Here is a 20,544-nt window from a genome sequence, read left to right on the forward strand (position 1 = left end):
AATTATTATATAAAGCACTTGATGTTTTCTTTGTTATATTTATGAAGCTTCTTCCTCATAGCCATATAATCTTACAATGTATGACAATAATAAGAAACAAAAATAACTATTCTCGTTGATTTTTGCGAAGCTCTACGCAATTTAAATGTAACGATAATAGATTGTTATTTTTTTATTGATGCGCTCTCGCATAAAGTTCAATTATGTATTTATTCTGTTTTTAAAATGAATAAAATGTTTTTCGAAAGGATATAAGGAATTATCAATGGGAAATAACATTAATACAATTGGCCATTATAATGTTGATAATCAATTAGGTTTTTCTTTGTTGGAATTGATGATCGTTATTGTTTTGGTTTCAATATTTTCCTTATGGGGAGTGCAGGAATGGGGCTATCACCAGGAAAGAGCCAGATTACAGGAATCAGCACAGAAGATATTGACATTTATAGCCAGGCAACAATCTTTGGCAAATTATCTGAATAAAAGGGTAATGCTGTGGTTGAAAACGGGAAAAGGCTGGTGCATAGCGCTCTCTAATTCGGGGTTGTCTGATTGTGATTTGGAAAATGTTGAGGGAATAAGTTCTCCCCATCAAGATGTTATTATCAGTTCGGCAACGAAGGATCAGATAGAATTTCATGGAATAAGAAATACGATGATACCCGCGAGTTTTACTTTAGCGAATTCCGCAGGAGAAATATCTATTATTTTTTCTTCTCGGGGTAGGATGAGATCATGTAGTAATAATAAGTTTAATCAAATTCCAGCTTGTGATTAATTATACCCTATGGATTTCAAGATGGATCGCGACGGCAAGGGAGCGAATCCCCGGGAGCATAGGTAACTATGTGACCGGGGTGAGTGAGTGCAGCCAACAAAGAGGCAACTTGAAAGATGACGGGTATATGCTTTTTTCATTAAAATAAGAGATGCTTTATTGGAATAATGAAAAATAAAAACCAATCTGGAATGACATTATTAGAAGTTATTGTAGCAATGGCTATTGGTAGTATTATCTTACTGGCAATTGCTAAAAGTTATCCTATTTTAACTAAACAAATAATGGAGTTATATCAAAGATATCGTTTAGGCTATTTTGTTAAACAAACATTACATATTATAGAGAAAGATATTCGCCGTGCTGGATATTGTCAGCATTATTGTGATGGAAAGCCAATATTCATCGATAATAAAAGTGATGAGAGTGAGGATTCATGCCTGATTATTGCATATGATCTTAACACAAATAACCAATGGGAACCGCCAGAACACAGTGAATCGGAATTCTTTGGCTATCGCCTTAGCAATAAGTCAGTAGAGTGGAAAAGAGGGGCGGGTAACTGCCAGGAAAATGGCTGGGAAAGGCTGTTTGATCCAAATGAAATAGTGGTAGATTCCTTTAAAGCTGAAAAATTACCGGCAAAAGATGGCTTAGTTTTTATCAAATTAACGTTTATTGCACATTGGTTTAAACATCCATCGATAAACTACCAATATCAGTCAGTAATACGTTTGCGCAATATCAGGGGATAAGTACCGTGGCTGAGCATTCTCCGCATGGTTGTTTTCAATATCAGCAAGGTAATGTATTGCTAATTTCAGTGCTAATATTGTTGGCAGTGAGCCTGATGATGTTAAAGGCTTTGCATCATCATCTGGATAACGCTTTAATCATGATGGTCGATGAACGCAGATATCTAAAGGCTTTTCAGCAAGCAGAATCTTCATTGGCATGGGGAATCGCTCAGTCATGGTCACTTGATGAAACAGAAGAGTGGTATTGCCAGCAACAGCAAGAATTTCATTTGACCAGTTGCTTAAAAAGGCAATCGAGTCATTTTTTTCTACTGAAAGGTATGGCTGATATGGCATCTGGGCAATCTGTCGGGTTATATCAATGGATGAAATTACTTTCTGCTAGTGGAAGAGACTCCCTTATTCCGGTAGAAAGTGGTTGGCTGGATTTTTGTCCTGAGGTAGATGTGGGATTTTGTTCATGAAGTCAGAACTTTTTTATGAGCATCAATCAGGTATGAGTTTGCCCGAAGTAATGATTGCTGTTATGGTCTTTTCGGTCTCTCTATTGGGATTAATGCGTTATCATCAGGGGTTATTATTTGGGTTTCAGCAACATTGGCAGCAATCAAAGGCGGATAAATTATCTTATGAGTATCTGGAACAATATGAATTAATCGCAGGTCAAAACCCTTTGCCAGAAATAATATTACCACCGGGGTGGCACGCTGAATTTCAGACAGCATATCCGTTGTCTGGCTGCTATCAGCTTAAAGTTATAGTGACAACACCTTATAATCAGCAAAGTAAAGCAAGCCGATGGATTTGTTCAAGTGGGAGTTCTGATGTTCAAGGTTTATCATTCTAATCAACTAGATCTTCTTAAGGAATTGATAGCAATATTGATCGGGGATAATCCACTGATTGATCCATTTGCGCAAGAAGTCATTTTGGTGCAAAGCCCAGGTATGTCACAGTGGCTGCAAATCCAACTGGCTGAAAGAATAGGCATATCAGCCAATATTTCATTTCCGCTTCCCGCTACGTTTATTTGGGATATGTTTACCAAAGTATTGCCTGATATTCCTAAAGAAAGTGCTTTTAGTAAAGATGCTATGACATGGAAATTGATGGCGTTATTGCCTCAATTGTTGCCAGAAGCGGAGTTTGTCGCGCTCAGGCATTACCTTGATCAAGATTTTGATAAACGGAAGATTCATCAATTGGCTGGGCGGGTTGCTGATCTGTTTGACCAATATCTAGTTTATCGTCCGCAATGGTTGGAAAGTTGGCAACAAGGTCAGCTTATTGATGGTTTGAGCGATAATCAGTTGTGGCAGAAAAGATTATGGCTGGAACTGACGAAATATACTCATCAGTTACAACAACCCCAATGGCATCGTGCTAATTTGTATCAGCGTTTTATTTCGACACTGGAAAATAGCCCTGAACTGGGAAATAGCCTTGAACTGAAAAATAGTCCTGAACTGAAAAATAGCACTAAGCTTTCAGCTTGTTTACCGAAACGAGTATTTATCTGTGGTATTTCTGCCTTACCACCGGTCTATTTACAAGCTTTACAGGCACTGGCACGGCATATTGATATTCACCTGATGTTTACCAATCCATGTAAATATTATTGGGGAGATATTCAGAATTATGCTTTTCTGGCAAAACTGAGTAGCCGTAAACCACGTCATTATAAGAGTAAACAGGAGCTGGAATATTTTAAAGACCCTGGTAATGCTCAATCACTGTTTAACGATGACGGTGAACAAGAAGTCAGTAATCCCTTGTTGGCATCGTGGGGACGATTGGGCCGTGATAATCTCTATTTATTATCGCAGCTTGAGCAGAGTTCGGATGTTCACGCCTTTGTTGAATTAGAACAGGATAATCTATTACATCAATTGCAAAGGGACATTCTCTATCTGGAAGATCATGCCCAAATTGGTTCAACGAAAGAGACATTTGAAAATAGCCTGCGAAAAAGAGTACTTGATCCGTTGGATCGTTCTTTGTCTTTCCATGTTTGCCATAGCCCTCAACGTGAAGTGGAAGTTTTACAGGACCAGTTATTGCGATTATTGGAAGATAATCCATCACTGACGCCAAGGGATATTATTGTGATGGTCGCGGATATTGACAATTATACTCCCTATGTTCAGGCAGTATTTGGTAATGTCTCTGCTGAACGTTATATTCCATTTGCCATTTCTGATCGTAAGGCTCGTCAGGCACATTCAGTTTTACAGGTATTTATTACACTGCTTGATTTACCTCAAAGCCGTTTTACTACGGAACAGGTTTTAGCATTGTTGGAAATACCCGCGCTGGCGAATAAATTCGACATTCATGAAGATGGTTTACGTTTATTAAGGCGTTGGGTCGAAGAGTCAGGGGTTCGTTGGGGGCTGGATGACGATAATGTAGAAGAACTCTCTTTGCCGGTAACAGGTCAGCACACATGGCGTTTTGGACTCACTCGAATGTTATTGGGTTACGCAATGGATAGTCGGTCTGGCCCTTGGAAAGAGGTATTGCCTTATGATGAATCCAGTGGTTTAGCCGCAGAGCTTGCCGGCCAATTAGCTGAACTTTTAATGCAATTGAGCTATTGGCGCAAGATTCTGGGCGAGAGCCGAACATTAACGGGCTGGTTACCTATCTGCCAGCAGTTGCTGGAGACATTTTTTGCATCAGATAGTGAAACTGAATTAGTACTGGCGATGATAGAGCAGCAATGGCAGAAAGTTATAGTCAACGGCTTGAATGCCCGTTATCAAGAAAATGTGCCATTGGTTCTATTACGAGATGAATTGGCGCTTCAGTTTGATAATGAAAAAATCAGTCAGCGTTTTCTCGCCGGATCTGTCAATTTTTGCACTCTAATGCCGATGCGTTCTATTCCCTTTAAGGTTGTCTGTTTATTGGGAATGAATGATGGTATCTACCCCCGTTCAATTCCACCGCTTGGATTTGATCTCATGGCGGAAAAAGGTCAGAGGGGAGACAGAAAACGGCGGGATGATGATCGTTATCTATTCCTTGAAGCCTTGATATCTGCCGAACAGTTTCTCTATATCAGCTATATTGGTAAATCCATTCGTGATGATACGGAATGTAATCCTTCGGTGTTGGTGAATGAATTACTGGATTATGTTTGCCAAAGTTTTTGTTTACCGGGAAATGAAGAACTGAATGTTGATCAAAGTGCTATTCATGTCAGAGAGCATCTGTTGTATCTTCATTCCCGCGTTCCATTTGCACCGGAAAATTTTATACCGGGCAGTTATCAGCAAAGCTATGCTGGGGAGTGGTTACCGGCGGCAACTGAGCAAGGTGCCGCATACGCTGAATTTTGCCAATCTATTGAAACGGCGCAAATTCAAGAAATTACACTTGATAGTTTGAGCAGTTTTTACCGCCATCCCGTTCGGTTTTTTTTCCAACGTTGCTTGAAAGTCAATTTCGTTATCGAAGAAACGGAATTACCAGAGGAAGAGCCTTTCGTTTTAGATAACTTTCAACGTTATCAGTTTAATCAGCTATTGTTGAGTGCACTAATTGAACAGCAATCGCCTGAGCCGCTTTTCAGTCGGCTTCGTGCTGCTGGCGGGTTGCCTTTTGGTGCTTTTGGTGAGGTTTATTGGTTGAAGCAACAAAAAGAGATGCAGCCTCTGGCGGATAAAATTCGTGAACAACAGATGGAAACTTTATCTATTGATTTACATCATGATTTAGGCCAAGTGATGCTGACAGGACAAATTAATAAGGCGCAACCGGATGGTTTGCTGCGTTGGCGGCCAGCCAGCTTAACAGCCAATGACGGCATGCAATTGTGGATTGAGCATCTGGCTTACTGTCTTGCCGGGGGGGAGGGTGAAAGCCGCAGTTATGGGCGTGATGGCAGCGAATGGCGTTTTGCTTCTGTGTCTTCAGAACAAGCGAAAGATTATCTGAATCAATTGATTGAAGGTTATCAACGAGGAATATCAGCGCCTTTGCCACTGTTTTGTAAAAGTGGTTGGGCGTGGCTTTCAACATGTGTGAATAAAGAAACAAGTGAGATTGATGGTAGCGATGGAATTCAATCAAAAGCTGACAGCCAGCTATTGAAGGCATGGCTTGGAGATCAGGGACGTACAGGCGAAGGGGATGATCCTTATATTCAGCGGGCTTTCAGGCAAATCGATGAATCATTTTTAGCAAAACTTAAACAGGAAGCGCTCAATTATTTGTTACCGATGGCGCTAAATCAGAAACATAGGGAGAATATCGGATAATGCATAAACATTTTGTTCGCATAATTACTGTAATGTTCCTGCTCTTTTGGGGAACGGTAAGTTATGCGCAAACATCACAGTGGCAGCGACTGCAAGAGACAATTTATAAAAGCGAAAATGATCATCGTCAGTATCAAGGAATCAGATTGGCAAACAATATGACGGTCTTGCTGGTATCTGATGAGAAGGCAACCAAATCTCTGGCAGCGGTAGCAATTCCGGTTGGTAGTATGGAAAACCCTGACAGCCAGCTTGGGCTTGCACATTATCTGGAACATATGGTTCTGATGGGATCTGAGCGTTACCCACAGTCAGGTGATTTATCTGAATTTTTGCAAAAGCATGGTGGTAGCTATAATGCCAGCACAGCTTCTTACCGCACGGCTTTTTACCTTGAAGTAGAAAATGAGGCGTTGGCTCAGGCTACAGATCGTCTGGCTGATGCTCTGGCAGAGCCGTTACTTAATCCGGTGAATGCAGATCGGGAGCGAAACGCCGTTAATGCAGAGCTGACAATGGCGCGTTCTCGTGATGGGATGCGGGTGGCTCAAATACGGGCAGAAACCCTGAATCCTAAGCATCCCAATGCTCGTTTTTCTGGTGGTAATCTAGAAACATTGAAAGATAAACCAGGAAGTAAATTACAGACAGAACTGGTGGATTTCTATCAGCGTTATTATTCAGCCAATCTGATGAAAGGTGTCATTTACGGTAACCAACCTATCGATAAACTGACTCAAATCGCTGTTGATACTTTTGGTCGGATACCTGACAGAAAAGCGAGCGTGCCGCTGATTACTGTTCCGGCAGTAACGGAAAAAGAGAAAGGGATTATCATCCATTATGTTCCTGCCCAACCGCAAAAGGCATTGCAATTAGAGTTCAGTATTGACAATAACAGTGCTGATTTCCGCAGTAAGACTGATGAATATCTCGGTTATATGATAGGCAATCGTAGCCTGAATACATTATCAGATTGGCTACAAACTCAAGGACTAGCGGAAAGTATCAGTGCTGGTGCGGAGCCTATGGTTGATCGCAACAAGGGTATCTTTTTTATTTATGTGACGTTGACAGATAAAGGGCTTGCGCAACGAGATCAGGTTATTGCGGCCATTTTTGCCTATATTAATTTGTTAAAACAAAAAGGCATCCAGAAAAGTTATTTTGATGAGATCGCAAAGGTTTTGAATCTGTCTTTCCGATATGGCTCCATTGTTCGTGATATGCACTATATCGAATGGTTATCGGATGCTATGTTGCGAGTTCCTGTTTCTAATGTACTCAATGCTGGTTATTTGGCTGATAACTATGACCCGGAAGCAATCGCCAACCGGCTTGCCGAGTTGACGCCTGAAAATGCAAGAATCTGGTATATCAGCCCAAAAGAGCCGCACGATAAACAGGCCTATTTTGTTCAGGCGCCTTATCAGGTTGATCGAATCACATCACAGCAACGAATGGAATGGCAGCAGTTAGAGGCGCGGATGAATTTTTCTTTGCCTGTGCCAAATCCTTATATTCCTGACGATTTGAAGCTGATAAAAGCAGGTAAGAGTCAAAAACATCCAGAGATGATCCTTGAACAGCAGAATGTCCGCCTGCTCTATATGCCGAGCCAATATTTTGCTGATGAGCCTAAGGCCAGTATTACGCTTGATTTACGTAATGCGAACAGTTTGGATAGCGCCCGTGAGCAGGTGATTTCCTCTTTGCTTGATTATTTAGCAAATCTTTCCCTTGACCAGCTTAGTTATCAGGCTTCTGTTGCCGGAATGAATATTTCTACTAGTTCATCACAGGGACTGCAACTGGGAGTAAGTGGTTACACTCAAAATCTATCGGCGCTTTTAACCTCTTTAATCAGTAATTACATGGCGTTCACCCCAACAGAGGATCAACTGTCACAAGCTAAGTCTTGGTATCGTGAGCAGATAGCGGTTTCTAATAACGCTAAAGCTTATGACATGGCTATGCAGCCGTTGAGGCGCCTTTCTGTGGTGCCTTACACTGAGCAGTCCACTCGTTTAAAAGCGCTGGAGACTATCACAGTTCAGGATATTGTTACGTATCGTCATGAAATGATAAAAAATGCTGCTTTGCAAATGATGATAATTGGGAATTTGACCGAACAGCAGAGCAAAGTGATTGCTGAATCTGCCCATAATCAATTGGCCAATCAAGGAAATGACTGGTGGATTGGGAATAAGGTGGTGATTGATAAAAATTACCCGGTTAATTTCCAGCGTGTTGGCAGCAGTACAGATGGTGCTTTAGCCGAGGTTTATATTCCGACGGGTTATAACCGTATAGAAGGCTATGTTTATTCCAGTCTGTTAAGCAATATGCTCCAGCCGTGGTTCTATGAGCAGTTAAGGACAGTAGAACAACTAGGGTATGCGGTGTTTGCTTTCAATACCAGTGTGGGGGAACAGTGGGGATTAGGGTTCCTGCTACAAAGTAATAGTAAACAGCCAAAATATTTGAATCAGCGTTATCAGGATTTTTATCAAAACGCCGGTAATAAATTGAAAGCGATGTCTCAAGCTGATTTTGAACAGTACAAGAGTGCGCTGATTAATGAAAAGCAGCAACCACCCCAAACTTTCTATGACGAAGTTGCCCGCTTCTCTGGTGATTTCAGCCGCAATAACTTTAATTTTGATAGCAGAGATAAAATGCTTGAGATACTAAAGAAAACTACACAGCAGCAATTGATTAATTTCTATCGGAATGCGGTAATCAAACATCGGGGACTGTCATTGATTTCACAAGTGATTGGTAAATCAGGGAACTTGGATGGATATGCGAAATTGAAAGGTTGGAAAACCTATCAGAATGTGACTGAATTTCAGAAACGGTTACCTGTTGAGGTAAGAGAGCAGTGATCACAGAGACATCTGTTCACAGGCTTAATGTATTAACTCTGCCGCTGAATGGTCAGCGGCTGATCGAAGCATCAGCTGGGACGGGTAAAACCTACACTATCGGTATCTTATATCTGCGTCTTCTGCTTGGGCTGGGGAAAGATGCCGCTTTTTCACGACCTTTGAGCGTGGAAGAAATTTTGGTGGTCACTTTTACTGAGGCAGCAACAAATGAGTTACGTGGGCGTATCCGTGAAAATATTCATAAACTTCGCCTTGCTTGTATTCGAGACGAAGTAGAAGATACAGAACCTGCCTATCAACAACTATTGGATGAAATCCCGGATAAAGGACAGGCGGCTATCTGGTTACTGGCCGCAGAGCGGCAAATAGATGAAGCCGCGATTTATACCATTCATGGTTTTTGTCAGAGAATGTTGGCGCATAACGCTTTTGAATCAGGGATCTTGTTTGAACAGACATTAATTCAGGATCAACAGCCATTAGAACGGCAGGGGTGTGCCGATTTCTGGCGGCGCCACTGTTATCCATTGCCGTTATCAATGGCACAGGTAATCAGCCAGGAGTGGAGTGGGCCGGAAGCCTTGTTGGCTGAATTACACCCTTATTTACAAGGGGATATGCCATATATCGTTAATGAACCGGACAGTGATGAAACACTGTTAAGTCGCCATGAAAAAATTACCCAGTTGATCAGCGATGTTAAATACCAATGGAATGAAGTTGCCGGAGAGTTGCACGATTTAATTGCGGGTTCTGGTGTCGATAAAAGAAGTTACAGTAGTAAGCACTTACCAAATTGGCTGAATAGTGTCACGGATTGGGCTCAGGCGCCTACAGAGGATTATCTGTTGCCAAAAGCGTTGGAGAAATTCCGGCAGTCGGTATTAGCAGAGAAGACAAAAAAAGGTGAGGTACCTGAACATTCACTTTTTGTTGCAATAGATGACTTGTATAAGCAACCACTTACTTTACGTGATTTGATTATTTCCAGAGCTATTATTGAGATTCGCCAATCAATCCGTCAGGAAAAATTAACACGTGGTCAGATGGGGTTTGATGATTTACTAACCCGCCTTGATGATGCTCTGAAAGGCCCCGGCAGCGATTTGCTTGCTGAGACTATTCGTCGGCGCTATCCGATTGCGTTGATCGACGAATTTCAGGATACCGACCCACAGCAATACCGGATTTTTCATACCATTTATGGCATTCAGCCTGAAAATGGATTGTTGTTCATTGGTGATCCCAAGCAAGCTATTTATGCATTTCGCGGCGCAGATATTTTCACTTATATTCGCGCCCGCTCTCAGGTAAGTGCTCGCTATACTCTGGAAACAAATTGGCGCTCTGCTTACTCAATGGTACAGGCAGTAAACAAACTGTTTATGCGGTCGGAAAATCCATTTTTGTTTGAGCAGATCCCTTTCATTGAAGTCTCTGCGGCAGAAAAAAACCGAGAGTTCTCTTTTAGCTATGATGGTGAAGGACAGGCCGCGCTGAATTTCTGGTTACAACCGGGAGAAGGCGTTTCTACCGGAGATTATGAGCAAACGATGTCACGGCTCTGTGCTGCGCAAATTCGAGATTGGTTGCAGGCGGGTAGTGAAGGGCGGGCTTTGTTACATAAAAGTGAGGGTTCTCGGCCTGTGACGGCGGCTGATATTACGATTTTGGTGCGTAGCAGAAAGGAAGCTACACTGATTCGTAATGCACTTAACCTGCTATCTATCCCTTCCGTATTTCTTTCTAACCGAGAAAGTGTATTTGCTACCGCAGAAGCCAAGGATATTCTCTGGTTACTGCAAGCGGTGTTATCACCGGAGAAAGAGCGAGTTTTGAGAAGTGCGTTGGCGAGTGGTTTATTTGGTCTGACTGCCTGTCAGATAGACAAGTTGAATCATGATGAAAAGAGATGGGATCAGTTAGTTGATGAATTTGATGGCTACTTTCGTCTGTGGCAACGCCGTGGTGTGTTGCCTATGTTACGAGCGGTAATCGCCAACCATCATATTGCTGAGAATTTGCTTGCCAGTTATGGCGGTGAACGGCGTTTGATGGATGTAATGCATATTGGTGAGTTGTTGCAGGAGATATCTTTACAACTTGATAGTGAACATGCCGTCACCCGCTGGTTGGCTCAACAAATTTCTCACCCTGATCCACAATCTGAAAACCAGCAGATGCGGCTGGAAAGCGATCGTCATTTGGTACAAATTTGCACTATCCATAAATCTAAAGGTCTGGAATATCCGCTGGTATGGTTGCCATTTATCTGTAATTTCAGGGAGCAGAAGCGGGCGATATATCATGACCGTACAAGCTTTAATGCTTGCCTTGATATCTTTCCTGACGACGAGACGATTGAGCTGGCGGAACAAGAGCGATTGGCAGAGGATTTGCGTTTACTTTATGTCGCATTGACGCGTTCTGTTTACCATTGCAGTGTCGGCGTGGCTCCGCTGATAAAAGGCAATAAGAAAAAGATCGGCGATACTGATCTGCATCAGTGCGCTCTAGGCTACCTGTTGCAAAAGGGAGTAAAAGGGGATGCTGATTTTCTGGCAACATCGCTTAAAGAATTAAGTGGGGATGGCATCGTTGTATCATCAATTAATGAGACAGATGGTCATCCCTGGCAATTGCAAAGTAAAAATGATTTAGTCCTATCGGCTAGGCAATTTAAACGCAGAGTTCAGGATGAGTGGCGTATTACCAGTTATTCTGGTTTACGAAACTCTGTGGTTCATCGTGGTAATGCTTCTGCTTATTTTGCTGGAGAAGAATCTATTGACGTGATTGTCCAGTCTATTGCGCCAAAGCTTGATGTTGATGCTAGTGGTGAAAAGCAGTTAGCAGAACAACCTGAAATGACGCCACATACATTCCCCCGGGGAGCCTCCGCGGGGACTTTTTTACATGCTATTTTAGAAGAAATTAGTTTCAGCCAACGACCTGATGAAAAATGGTTGGCAGAACAACTGCAATCAGCCGGATTTGATGAACGCTGGAGTGGGACGTTACAGCAATGGATAACCGACATTTTTACCATTCCATTGAATGATGAAGGAGTGCAACTGGCAAAAATTCCGCTGCATCATCAACAGGATGAAATGCAGTTTTATCTGCCTGTTGAGCAACTTTTGCGATCTCAGGAATTGGATATGGTAATGCGTCGTTATGACCCGATTTCTGCTCGTTGCCCCCAACTGGAATTTCAGCAGGTGAAAGGAATGCTGAAAGGGTTTATTGATTTGGTCTTCTGTTGGCAAGGCAAATTCTACGTGCTGGATTACAAATCAAACTGGTTGGGGGAAGAGAGTCAATCTTATACCCGCCAGGCAATGGAAATAGCCATGATTGAGCATCGCTATGACCTGCAATATCAACTTTATACACTGGCATTACATCGTTACTTACGTCACAGGTTGGCTAATTATGACTACCAACAACATTTCGGCGGTGTGATTTATCTGTTTCTCAGGGGGATAGATAAACAACAGCCGGGGAATGGTATTTTCAATTGTCGGCTATCGGCTGAATTTGTTGATGCTTTGGATCTGCTTTTCAGTGGTAATGAACAGTCTGAAAAAGAGAAAAATTGATGATTTCGTTATTACAACAGGCAGTAAACCTCAGGCTTTTGCGTTCATTGGACTTACAGTTTGCTCATACATTGATTGAGGATAAAGATCCTGTTTTGTTGTTGGTGATGGCGTTGTTGAGCGCTGAAACTGGTACTGGGCATGTTTGTCTGCCGGTTAATCGGATAACGCCAGAATATTTTTTTGATGGGCGACATCGTGAATTTGCAGAGCAATTATGGCGAGCTGCGGGAAAACCTGATGAGCAGAGTTTGCTGATAGCGCTGGAAAATTGTGCTGCGGTTAGTGATGGGCTTCAACCAACGCCTGTGGTGCTTTCCCATGACCGGCTTTATTTGCAGAGAATGTGGCAAAGTGAATGTCAGGTGGCGGCTTTCTTTTCCGGCAATCAACCAACCGATAATATTCAGGAACAGCAACTGAGAACTGTTTTAGATGAATTATTCATGCTGCCTGAGGAAACGGTGGACTGGCAAAAGGTGGCTGCGGCTGTCGCGGTGACTAGCAGAATTTCGGTTATCTCTGGCGGACCGGGAACTGGGAAAACAACGACAGTTGCTAAGTTATTGGCTGCCTTAATCAAACTTAATCCTGATAAAAAGCAGGTTATCCAACTGGCGGCTCCGACTGGAAAAGCGGCCGCCAGATTGACCGAATCTCTTAATAGCGCGGTCAGAAAATTGCCTCTGACGGAGAAACAGTTTGCATATATGCCGGATCAGGCGCAGACGATTCATCGCTTGCTAGGAGCGCAGCCTGATAGCCAGCGATTACGCTATGACCGAGATAATCCACTGAGTTTGGATGTGCTGGTGGTGGATGAAGCTTCAATGGTGGATTTACCCATGATGGCTAGGTTGATTGATGCATTGCCACCGAAAGCAAAAATTGTTCTGCTTGGTGACCGAGATCAATTGGCATCAGTGGAGGCTGGAGCGGTGTTGGGTGATATTTGCCGTTTTGCAGAACTGGGATACAGCATAACGAGGGCGCAACAGTTAAGTAGATTAACGGGATGTCGGTTAGATGCTGGTGATCAGCAAAATATCCCAGAAGTTCGTGATCGTTTGTGTCTTCTACGTAAAAGTTATCGCTTTAATATGGATTCGGGGATTGGTCAATTGTCTGCGGCAGTTAATCAGGGAAAGAGTCGACAGGCTCTCTCTATTTTGCAGCAACCGTTGAAGGATATCTGTTTTTACCCATTGTCTGACGATGAAGATTATCAGCGATTGCTGACAGAAACGGTATCGGGTTATCACGCCTATTTGCGTCTGGTGGCAGAGCAGGCAGCAGTCAAAGAGATTTTAGATGAATTTAACCGCTATCGTTTGTTGTGTGCTCTTAGAGAAGGGCCGTTTGGCGTCAGTGGGCTTAATGAGCGTATAGAACAGCTATTACATCGTCAGGGGCTTATTCGTCGCCCTGTCGGGACTTTCAGTCGAGGTTACGCAGGCAGGCCCATCATGATATCGCGTAATGACAGCACACTGGGTCTGTTTAATGGTGATATCGGTATTATGCTTAGAGACGAAAATCATGAACTGCGAGCTTATTTTCAGTTGCCTGATGGACAGATTAAAGGAATCCAGCCAAGTCGTTTGCCACAACATGAAACTGCATATGTGATGACCGTACATAAATCACAGGGCTCAGAATTTGATCACACAGCTTTGGTATTGCCGACGCAGTTTGTGCCGGTTGTCAGCCGTGAATTGGTCTACACAGCGATAACCCGTGCCAGAGAAAACCTGACCCTTTATGCACATGAAGCGGTATTGCGTCAGGCAATCCAGACGCCAACTCAAAGGCGAAGCGGGCTAGTAGAGCGGCTTAGCTTACCGGTGGATTAACTCTTGCTCTGATAAACGGACTTGTGTAAAAAAATTTATATATTAATGATGTTGCCATATCTTCTCTGACATTTTTTTGATCGTGATTTGTTCGGTTGTTGGATGGGCTTTTAAGCCCGACAATCAGATCATTAATGCCTTTAATGAGATTTCTGATTTGCCGTGCTGACTTCGGTAAATACGCCTTTTTGTTTTTGTAAAAAGTTATCGGTTAGGTGATTAAAAAATTCTCGTGCAGTGAACTAGAGATTACATTGACCTATGCAAGATAAATGTATCTTAAACCTACCTATGCCAAATTTTTGTTATTTTTCAATTGAAATATCTTTTCTTAGTCCTTCATGTTGATTGATTGTGAGTCGTAATCGTTCAGTCAGCAATACCGAATAGTTTCATCGTGATGTCTATATACTGATCGATATCTTAATTTCACCGATTCAAAAGATTCAAAAATAGTTGCAATGACTGAATCAAATTGTTGATGTTTGTATTTTGTTATCAATGTAAACAAAAAAATTATAAATTTAATAAATTTTAATATTATTGTGTGGTTAATGTCACAGTTTGTGAATATATTAAATGAAATTTATTATTATTTGATGATATAAACGCCTAATTATATGAATTGTGATTTGTTTACTAAACGGATTGCGGATATGTCTGGATAGCTTACTAGGGGTGAGATGAATATCCAGATGTTTGATTTAAAGGATAAAGTTGTCTGATGCAGGATAATGAAATGAGTACTGAGTCACCCCACTCTTCTCCGGAGCTGGATACCGGCTTGATTTGCCTGGCTATGTTGGCCAGGTTTCACAATATAGCGATATCGACTGAACAACTTTCACACGAATTTTCCACTTCCGACCAAGGTCTTACCTTGAAGGAGCTGCTGCTGGCCGCTCGTCATTCAGGGCTGAAAGCCAAGGTTGTAAACACAACACTTGTCAGACTTGAACATACTCCCTTGCCCGCTATTGCCATTGACCGGGATGGAAAGTTTTTTATTTTGGCTAAGCTGGACAAAGAACAGGCCCTGATTCAGGACCCACGTTCGGCGCGTCCCGAAGTTATCAGCTTCGAGCAGCTTGAGCAGCGTTGGACAGGGCAACTGGTGCTTGTGCGTTCCAGTAACGGTTTGCCCGGAGAGACTTCACGCTTTGACTTCACCTGGTTTATCCCGGCTATCGTCAAATATCGCAAGTTGTTGGGGGAAGTTTTGCTAGGGTCTTTTGCCTTGCAGTTGTTTGCCTTGGTGACGCCGTTGTTCTTTCAGGTGGTTATGGACAAAGTACTGGTGCACCACGGCCTAACCACACTGGATGTTGTCGCGGCAGGATTGCTGGGCATCATGCTGTTCGAGTCGGCTCTGAGCGGTTTGCGTAGCTATGTGTTTGCTCATACGACCAGCCGTATTGATGTGCAGTTGGGATCGAATCTTTTTCGGCACTTGATTAATCTGCCGCTGGCTTACTTCCAGGCCAGGAGAGTCGGTGATTCTGTGGCTCGTGTACGCGAACTGGAAAACATCCGCAGCTTCCTTACCGGCAACGCCATTACCTTGATGCTCGATGTGCTTTTTTCTCTGGTGTTCATCCTTGTGATGTTCTATTACAGCGGCTGGCTGACTCTCGTTGTGGTGTTATCATTGCCGCTCTATGCACTTGTTTCGGGGTTGGTTACCCCTCTCTTGCGTAAGCGATTACAGGATAGCTTCACACGCAACGCTGAGAATCAGGCATTCCTTGTCGAAACGGTCAATGGCATCGATACCCTAAAGTCAATGGCGGTTGAACCGCAGGCCATTCGCAAGTGGGACAATCAACTGGCGGCTTATGTTGCCGCAGGTTTTAAAACACAGACCTTATCTACTCTCGCTAATGAAAGCGTCTCGCTTATTGGCAAGTTAGTGACGGTCGCCACACTCTGGCTCGGCGCCCGTCTCGTGATAGAGGGGCAGCTGTCGGTGGGGGAACTGATCGCATTCAATATGCTGGCTGGCCGTGTCAGCGGCCCGATCATGCGCCTGGCGCAACTGTGGACCAGCTTCCAGCAGACCGGGGTCTCGGTGCAACGTCTGGGTGACATCCTCAATTCCCGTACTGAATTGTCTCAGGCTACACGTAGCACAGTACCGCCGCTCAAGGGGCGGGTAGAGTTCGAACAGGTGCATTTTCGTTACCGGGCTGATGGTTCTGAGGTGTTGCACGGCGTCAATTTGGTCATTGGCGCGGGAGAAATCATTGGCGTGGTGGGCCGCTCCGGTTCCGGCAAAAGTACTCTGACCCGTTTGTTGCAGCGGCTCTATGTTCCAGAGCGCGGACGGGTCATGGTCGATGGCATGGACCTGGCATTGGCTGATGTGTCCTCGCTGCGCCGGCAGATTGGCGTGGTGTTGCAGGACAATATGCTATTCAACCGCAGCATTCGTGAAAACATTGCCTTGAGCGATCCGGGGGCGCCGCTCGAAGTGGTTATGCACGCCGCCCGCATGGCTGGCGCCCATGAATTCATCCTTGAACTGCCCGAAGGTTACGACACCATTGTGGGTGAGCACGGCGCGTCACTTTCGGGCGGTCAGCGGCAACGGGTAGCCATTGCCCGAGCTTTGATCGGCAATCCTCGCATTTTGATTTTTGACGAGGCGACCAGTGCGCTGGACTACGAGTCTGAACGGGTGGTGCAGCAGAACATGCAAAGCATTTGCAAGGGGCGTACGGTCATCATTATCGCTCATCGGTTGTCCGCTGTACGCGACGCGCATCGTATCCTTGTGATGGATCGCGGGCAGATCGTTGAACAGGGAGCCCACGCCGAGTTACTGGCGCGTCAGGACGGCCACTATTCACGATTGTATCGAATGCAGCAAGGCTGAAAGGCTTCCATTTCCAGAACGTACGATGAAAACGCTAATAACGTAATCAATGGTTAATAACACAATCAGAGGTAGATGTGACCAAGATAAACATACTCCGATTCAAGGAAAATAACGTCGAATGAGCGCCACCCTTTCCTTATTGCAGCGTTATCGTCACGCATGGCGTGAGTCTTGGCGCCAACGTAAAAACATGGACGTGTCGCCGCGACTTGCTCATGAATTACAGTTTTTACCGACGGCTTTGGAGTTGCAGGAAACACCTGTTCACCCAGCGCCGAGGATTTTCACCTGGGGCATTATGGGTTTCGCTGTATTGGCGTTGCTCTGGGCCTACATCGGTAAAATCGAGGTAGTGGCTATCGCTCCGGGAAAGGTTGTTCCCAATGGCAAGACCAAGTTGATTCAACCCAGTGAAACGGCGGTGGTCAGAGCGATCCACGTTAATGACGGTCAGACGGTGAAAGTTGGTGAATTGTTAGTCGAGCTCGACCCGACGGCGGCGAGCGCCGACGTCAGCCGGATTCAGAGCGAGCTGTTGGCTGCTCGTATCGACAGTGCGCGGAGTGCCGCCATGCTCGACGCGATCAATCAACAAAAGTCGCCGGCTTCGCTGGTAGGAACGATTGCCAATGCCAGCCCTGAGCAGGTGCTCAGTGCCCAACGCTGGCTTCAAGGACAATATCAGGAATACCGCAGCAACCTGGAGTTGGTGGATGCAGAAATTCTCCAACGCAGCGCCGAAATCCAGTCAGCCCAATCTCAGGTGGCTAGCCTGCGAAAAACGCTGCCGATTGCTACGCAGTTGGCCAAGGATTACCAACGGTTATTGACGAAACAGTATGTGTCGCGGCATGAATATCTGGAAAAAGAGCAGACGCGACTGGATTTGCAACGCCAGTTAAGCGTACAACAGGCCAGTGTCTTGCAGTACACCGCCGCTCAGGACGAGGCGCGGCGTCGGCGTGAAACTGTTGTCGCGCAAAATCGTCGCGCTATGCTCGACTTGCAACAGGAAGCCAACAAAAAAGCAGCGACCTTGGTTCAGGAGCTGGCGAAGGCCCGTTATCAGGAAACCCTGACCAGTCTTAAAGCCCCGGTGGCCGGCACAGTTCAACAACTCGCTATCCATACCGTTGGTGGCGTGGTGACACCAGCTCAACCGCTGATGGTCATCGTCCCCGCGGACCAACCGGTAGAAGTGGAGGCCATGTTGGAAAACAAGGATGTAGGTTTCGTCCATGTTGGTCAACCGGTCACCGTCAAGGTGGAAACTTTTACTTTCACCAAGTACGGCACCGTTGACGGCGAAGTGCTCAACGTATCGAACGACGCCATCGAGGACGAAAAGCGTGGACTCATCTATAGCAGCCGGATTCGCTTGAAGTCTGATCACGTGCTGGTCAATGGTCAGCGAGTCCCACTGGCTCCGGGCATGTCGATCACGGCAGAAATAAAAACCGATCAACGTCGAGTGATCGATTACTTCTTGAGCCCATTGCAGCAGCATCTGGATGAAAGTTTGAGAGAACGGTGAGAGAACGGAGGTTCGTGAGGGCAGCTCTGTGAACCCAGTTCGCCATACTCACCGTTTTCCGGGTTTGAGATAAATGACCGTTAATGTTTTTAGCAGCCTTACTTTATTTGGAGTGATGAAATGAAAGTATTACGTATACACGAAAGGTTAAAAAACTGGCGCAATATGATTATTTTCATGAGCTGCACCTTGTTAATGGCATGCTCTAAGCCGATGGATATATATAAACCGATTGATGTGTCGCATTCGGGGCAATCTGTCAAGATTGATTTTGAAATCAGCGAGGTTAGAGAGTATCGGGTTTCCCTGTTATTTGCGATTGGGGATAGTCAGGAGGAAAAAGAAAGACGATCTGAGTTATTCCGTGCTCATGTTGATGGAGTTGCCATACCTATTACTTTTCGTCTGGTTAAAGACGGCAAAGTTCTTTTTGACGAGGAAATAAACACAGTGGGTGCAACGCTGATGCATACCGTCCATTATAAAGAGAAAAAGATAGATACGGCGGTACGTACTATTGACATATTTCAGTTCACTCCCGGACATTACTCGATGGTGATTACCACCCTGGAAGATGTGCCAGCTTTTAATGGCATTGAGAGCTTTGTACATATTACGGATAGTGTATTCAATGGTCAGATCTACAATCTGTTATAGCAGCTCTATTCCCAGAGTTGAGAAGTAGATAATATTAATCCGGTGGCGATTTTGATCAAGTCTAAATTCAGTAATTATGTGCCTTTAGTAGGCATGTCATTAGACGCCAATTTAATAATGCTTATTGAAAGTACAAACAAAGAAAATATCAAAGTTTGGAGTGATGTGATGAGAGTATTACAGGTACATCAAAGGTTCAAACACTGGCGAAAAATGATTGTTTTTTTAAGTTTCGCCTTATTATCGGCATGCTCTAAGCACATTGATGCTATACGCAAACCAATTGATGTGTCGCATTTAGGGCAATTTGTCGAGATTAACTTTGAACTTAATAAGCGCAAGGCTGGGGATTATCAGTTTGCCCTGCTGTTTGCTACCACGGATGATTATGATGAAATGAAAAGGAGATTTAAGTTGTTCGGGAATATTGATCATGATGGGGTTGCAATCCCCATTTCGTTCCGTCTAGTTAAAGATGGTAATATTTTTTTTGACAAGGAAATAAACGTAGTGAGGCTTGATGGTGTGCAAGCCTTCTATTATGAAGAGAGAAGGATAAATACGGCTGTGCGAGAAATTAAAACACTTTCGTTACCCCCTGGGCGTTATTCTGCTGTCATTACCACCTTGGAGGATGTGCCAGCTTTTAATGGTATTCAGAGTTTTGTAGAGCTTGCGTATTTTAATCCGAAGATTTAAGAAGATTTAAAATGGTATCGATATAAACAATGAAAATACCAAGGTGTGGAGTGACGTGATGAAAATATTACAGGTACACGAAAGATTTAAAAACTGGCGCAACATTATTATTTTTCTGAGTTGCATTTTATTAGTGGCATGTTCTGAGCCCATTAATATATACAGACCGATTGACGTATCGCATTCTGATCAGTCAGTTAAGATTGATTTTGAAATCAGCAAGAAGGGCGATTATCAGTTTGCCCTGCTGTTTGCTACTGGGCGTAGTTTTGGTGAAATGCAAAGGCGGGATAAGTTGTTCGGGAGTATTGATAAGGACGGGGTTGCAGTCCCCGTTTCGCTTCGTTTGGTTAAAGACGGCAAGGTTTTTTTTGACGAGAAAATAAATGCTGTGGGGTACGGTTGGGGGCGTACCGTCTATTACAAAGAGAGAAGTATAAATACCGCGGTGCGCGATATTGAAATACTGGAGTTACCCCCCGGACGTTACTCTGCGGTAATTACAACACTGGAAGATGTGCCTGCTTTTAATGGCATTCAGAGTTTTGTACAGCTCACGTATTTTAATCCGAAGATTTAGGAAGGTTTAAAATGGTATCAGTATATACCCTATACACTTTAATTTT

General features: G+C 44.0%; 13 protein-coding genes. All 13 read left to right on the forward strand.

The annotated features are described in order from the left end of the window. Positions 1 to 265: 265 nt before the first annotated feature. The 13 genes from EAE92_RS06955 to EAE92_RS07015 all read left to right on the forward strand — a co-directional run bounded on the left by EAE92_RS06955 (position 266) and on the right by EAE92_RS07015 (position 20,498). A complete protein-coding gene (locus EAE92_RS06955) occupies positions 266 to 781 on the forward strand; it encodes a prepilin peptidase-dependent protein (protein WP_214067552.1) in 516 nt (171 codons plus the stop codon). A gap of 167 nt (positions 782 to 948) precedes the next feature. Next, positions 949 to 1,536, forward strand: a complete 588-nt coding sequence (locus EAE92_RS06960) for a prepilin peptidase-dependent protein (protein ID WP_110091227.1) — start codon at positions 949 to 951, stop codon at positions 1,534 to 1,536. Between the two features lie 5 nt (positions 1,537 to 1,541). Next, positions 1,542 to 2,003, forward strand: a complete 462-nt coding sequence (locus EAE92_RS06965) for a YgdB family protein (protein ID WP_214067553.1) — start codon at positions 1,542 to 1,544, stop codon at positions 2,001 to 2,003. Further along, positions 2,000 to 2,386: a prepilin-type N-terminal cleavage/methylation domain-containing protein gene (locus tag EAE92_RS06970; RefSeq protein ID WP_040153189.1), complete on the forward strand. Its 387-nt coding sequence runs from the start codon at positions 2,000 to 2,002 to the stop codon at positions 2,384 to 2,386. Before EAE92_RS06965 ends, EAE92_RS06970 begins: the two co-directional genes overlap by 4 nt. Then, on the forward strand, positions 2,364 to 5,804 hold the full coding sequence (gene recC / locus EAE92_RS06975) for an exodeoxyribonuclease V subunit gamma (protein WP_214067554.1): 3,441 nt from the start codon (positions 2,364 to 2,366) through the stop codon (positions 5,802 to 5,804). Before EAE92_RS06970 ends, recC begins: the two co-directional genes overlap by 23 nt. Then, positions 5,804 to 8,692, forward strand: a complete 2,889-nt coding sequence (gene ptrA, locus EAE92_RS06980) for a pitrilysin (protein ID WP_214067555.1) — start codon at positions 5,804 to 5,806, stop codon at positions 8,690 to 8,692. The genes recC and ptrA overlap by 1 nt, the downstream gene beginning before the upstream one ends. Continuing rightward, positions 8,692 to 12,297, forward strand: coding sequence for an exodeoxyribonuclease V subunit beta (gene recB, locus EAE92_RS06985; protein WP_422616048.1), 3,606 nt, complete (start codon positions 8,692 to 8,694; stop codon positions 12,295 to 12,297). Before ptrA ends, recB begins: the two co-directional genes overlap by 1 nt. Then, the gene (gene recD, locus EAE92_RS06990) at positions 12,297 to 14,150 is read left to right on the forward strand and encodes an exodeoxyribonuclease V subunit alpha (protein WP_214067557.1); all 1,854 of its coding nucleotides are present in this window, start codon (positions 12,297 to 12,299) and stop codon (positions 14,148 to 14,150) included. The genes recB and recD overlap by 1 nt, the downstream gene beginning before the upstream one ends. 739 nt (positions 14,151 to 14,889) lie before the next feature. Beyond that, positions 14,890 to 17,025 carry a type I secretion system permease/ATPase gene (locus EAE92_RS06995; RefSeq protein ID WP_214067558.1) on the forward strand — a complete coding sequence of 712 codons (2,136 nt, stop codon included), beginning with the start codon at positions 14,890 to 14,892 and terminating at the stop codon, positions 17,023 to 17,025. A 121-nt stretch (positions 17,026 to 17,146) separates the two neighbouring features. Beyond that, the gene (locus EAE92_RS07000) at positions 17,147 to 18,562 is read left to right on the forward strand and encodes an HlyD family type I secretion periplasmic adaptor subunit (RefSeq protein ID WP_214067559.1); all 1,416 of its coding nucleotides are present in this window, start codon (positions 17,147 to 17,149) and stop codon (positions 18,560 to 18,562) included. A gap of 120 nt (positions 18,563 to 18,682) precedes the next feature. After that, complete coding sequence (locus EAE92_RS07005) at positions 18,683 to 19,219, forward strand: DUF5625 family protein (protein WP_214067560.1); 537 nt, start codon at positions 18,683 to 18,685, stop codon at positions 19,217 to 19,219. A gap of 51 nt (positions 19,220 to 19,270) precedes the next feature. Next, positions 19,271 to 19,918 (forward strand): DUF5625 family protein, encoded by a 648-nt coding sequence (locus tag EAE92_RS07010; protein ID WP_339959358.1) that lies wholly within the window; start codon positions 19,271 to 19,273, stop codon positions 19,916 to 19,918. 58 nt (positions 19,919 to 19,976) lie between these two features. Further along, entirely contained in the window at positions 19,977 to 20,498 is a 522-nt protein-coding gene (locus EAE92_RS07015; RefSeq protein WP_214067561.1) for a DUF5625 family protein, read from the forward strand. Positions 20,499 to 20,544: the final 46 nt, after the last annotated feature.

Source organism: Photorhabdus hainanensis (assembly GCF_018448965.1).
GTDB classification, from domain to species: Bacteria; Pseudomonadota; Gammaproteobacteria; order Enterobacterales; family Enterobacteriaceae; genus Photorhabdus; species Photorhabdus akhurstii.

Coding starts and splice junctions, on each gene's coding strand:
- EAE92_RS06955 (WP_214067552.1), top strand. CDS start 266: ATGGGAAATAACATTAATACAATTGGCCATTATAATGTTGATAATCAA.
- EAE92_RS06960 (WP_110091227.1), top strand. CDS start 949: ATGAAAAATAAAAACCAATCTGGAATGACATTATTAGAAGTTATTGTA.
- EAE92_RS06970 (WP_040153189.1), top strand. CDS start 2,000: ATGAAGTCAGAACTTTTTTATGAGCATCAATCAGGTATGAGTTTGCCC.
- recC (WP_214067554.1), top strand. CDS start 2,364: ATGTTCAAGGTTTATCATTCTAATCAACTAGATCTTCTTAAGGAATTG.
- ptrA (WP_214067555.1), top strand. CDS start 5,804: ATGCATAAACATTTTGTTCGCATAATTACTGTAATGTTCCTGCTCTTT.
- recD (WP_214067557.1), top strand. CDS start 12,297: ATGATTTCGTTATTACAACAGGCAGTAAACCTCAGGCTTTTGCGTTCA.
- EAE92_RS06995 (WP_214067558.1), top strand. CDS start 14,890: ATGAGTACTGAGTCACCCCACTCTTCTCCGGAGCTGGATACCGGCTTG.
- EAE92_RS07000 (WP_214067559.1), top strand. CDS start 17,147: ATGAGCGCCACCCTTTCCTTATTGCAGCGTTATCGTCACGCATGGCGT.
- EAE92_RS07005 (WP_214067560.1), top strand. CDS start 18,683: ATGAAAGTATTACGTATACACGAAAGGTTAAAAAACTGGCGCAATATG.
- EAE92_RS07015 (WP_214067561.1), top strand. CDS start 19,977: ATGAAAATATTACAGGTACACGAAAGATTTAAAAACTGGCGCAACATT.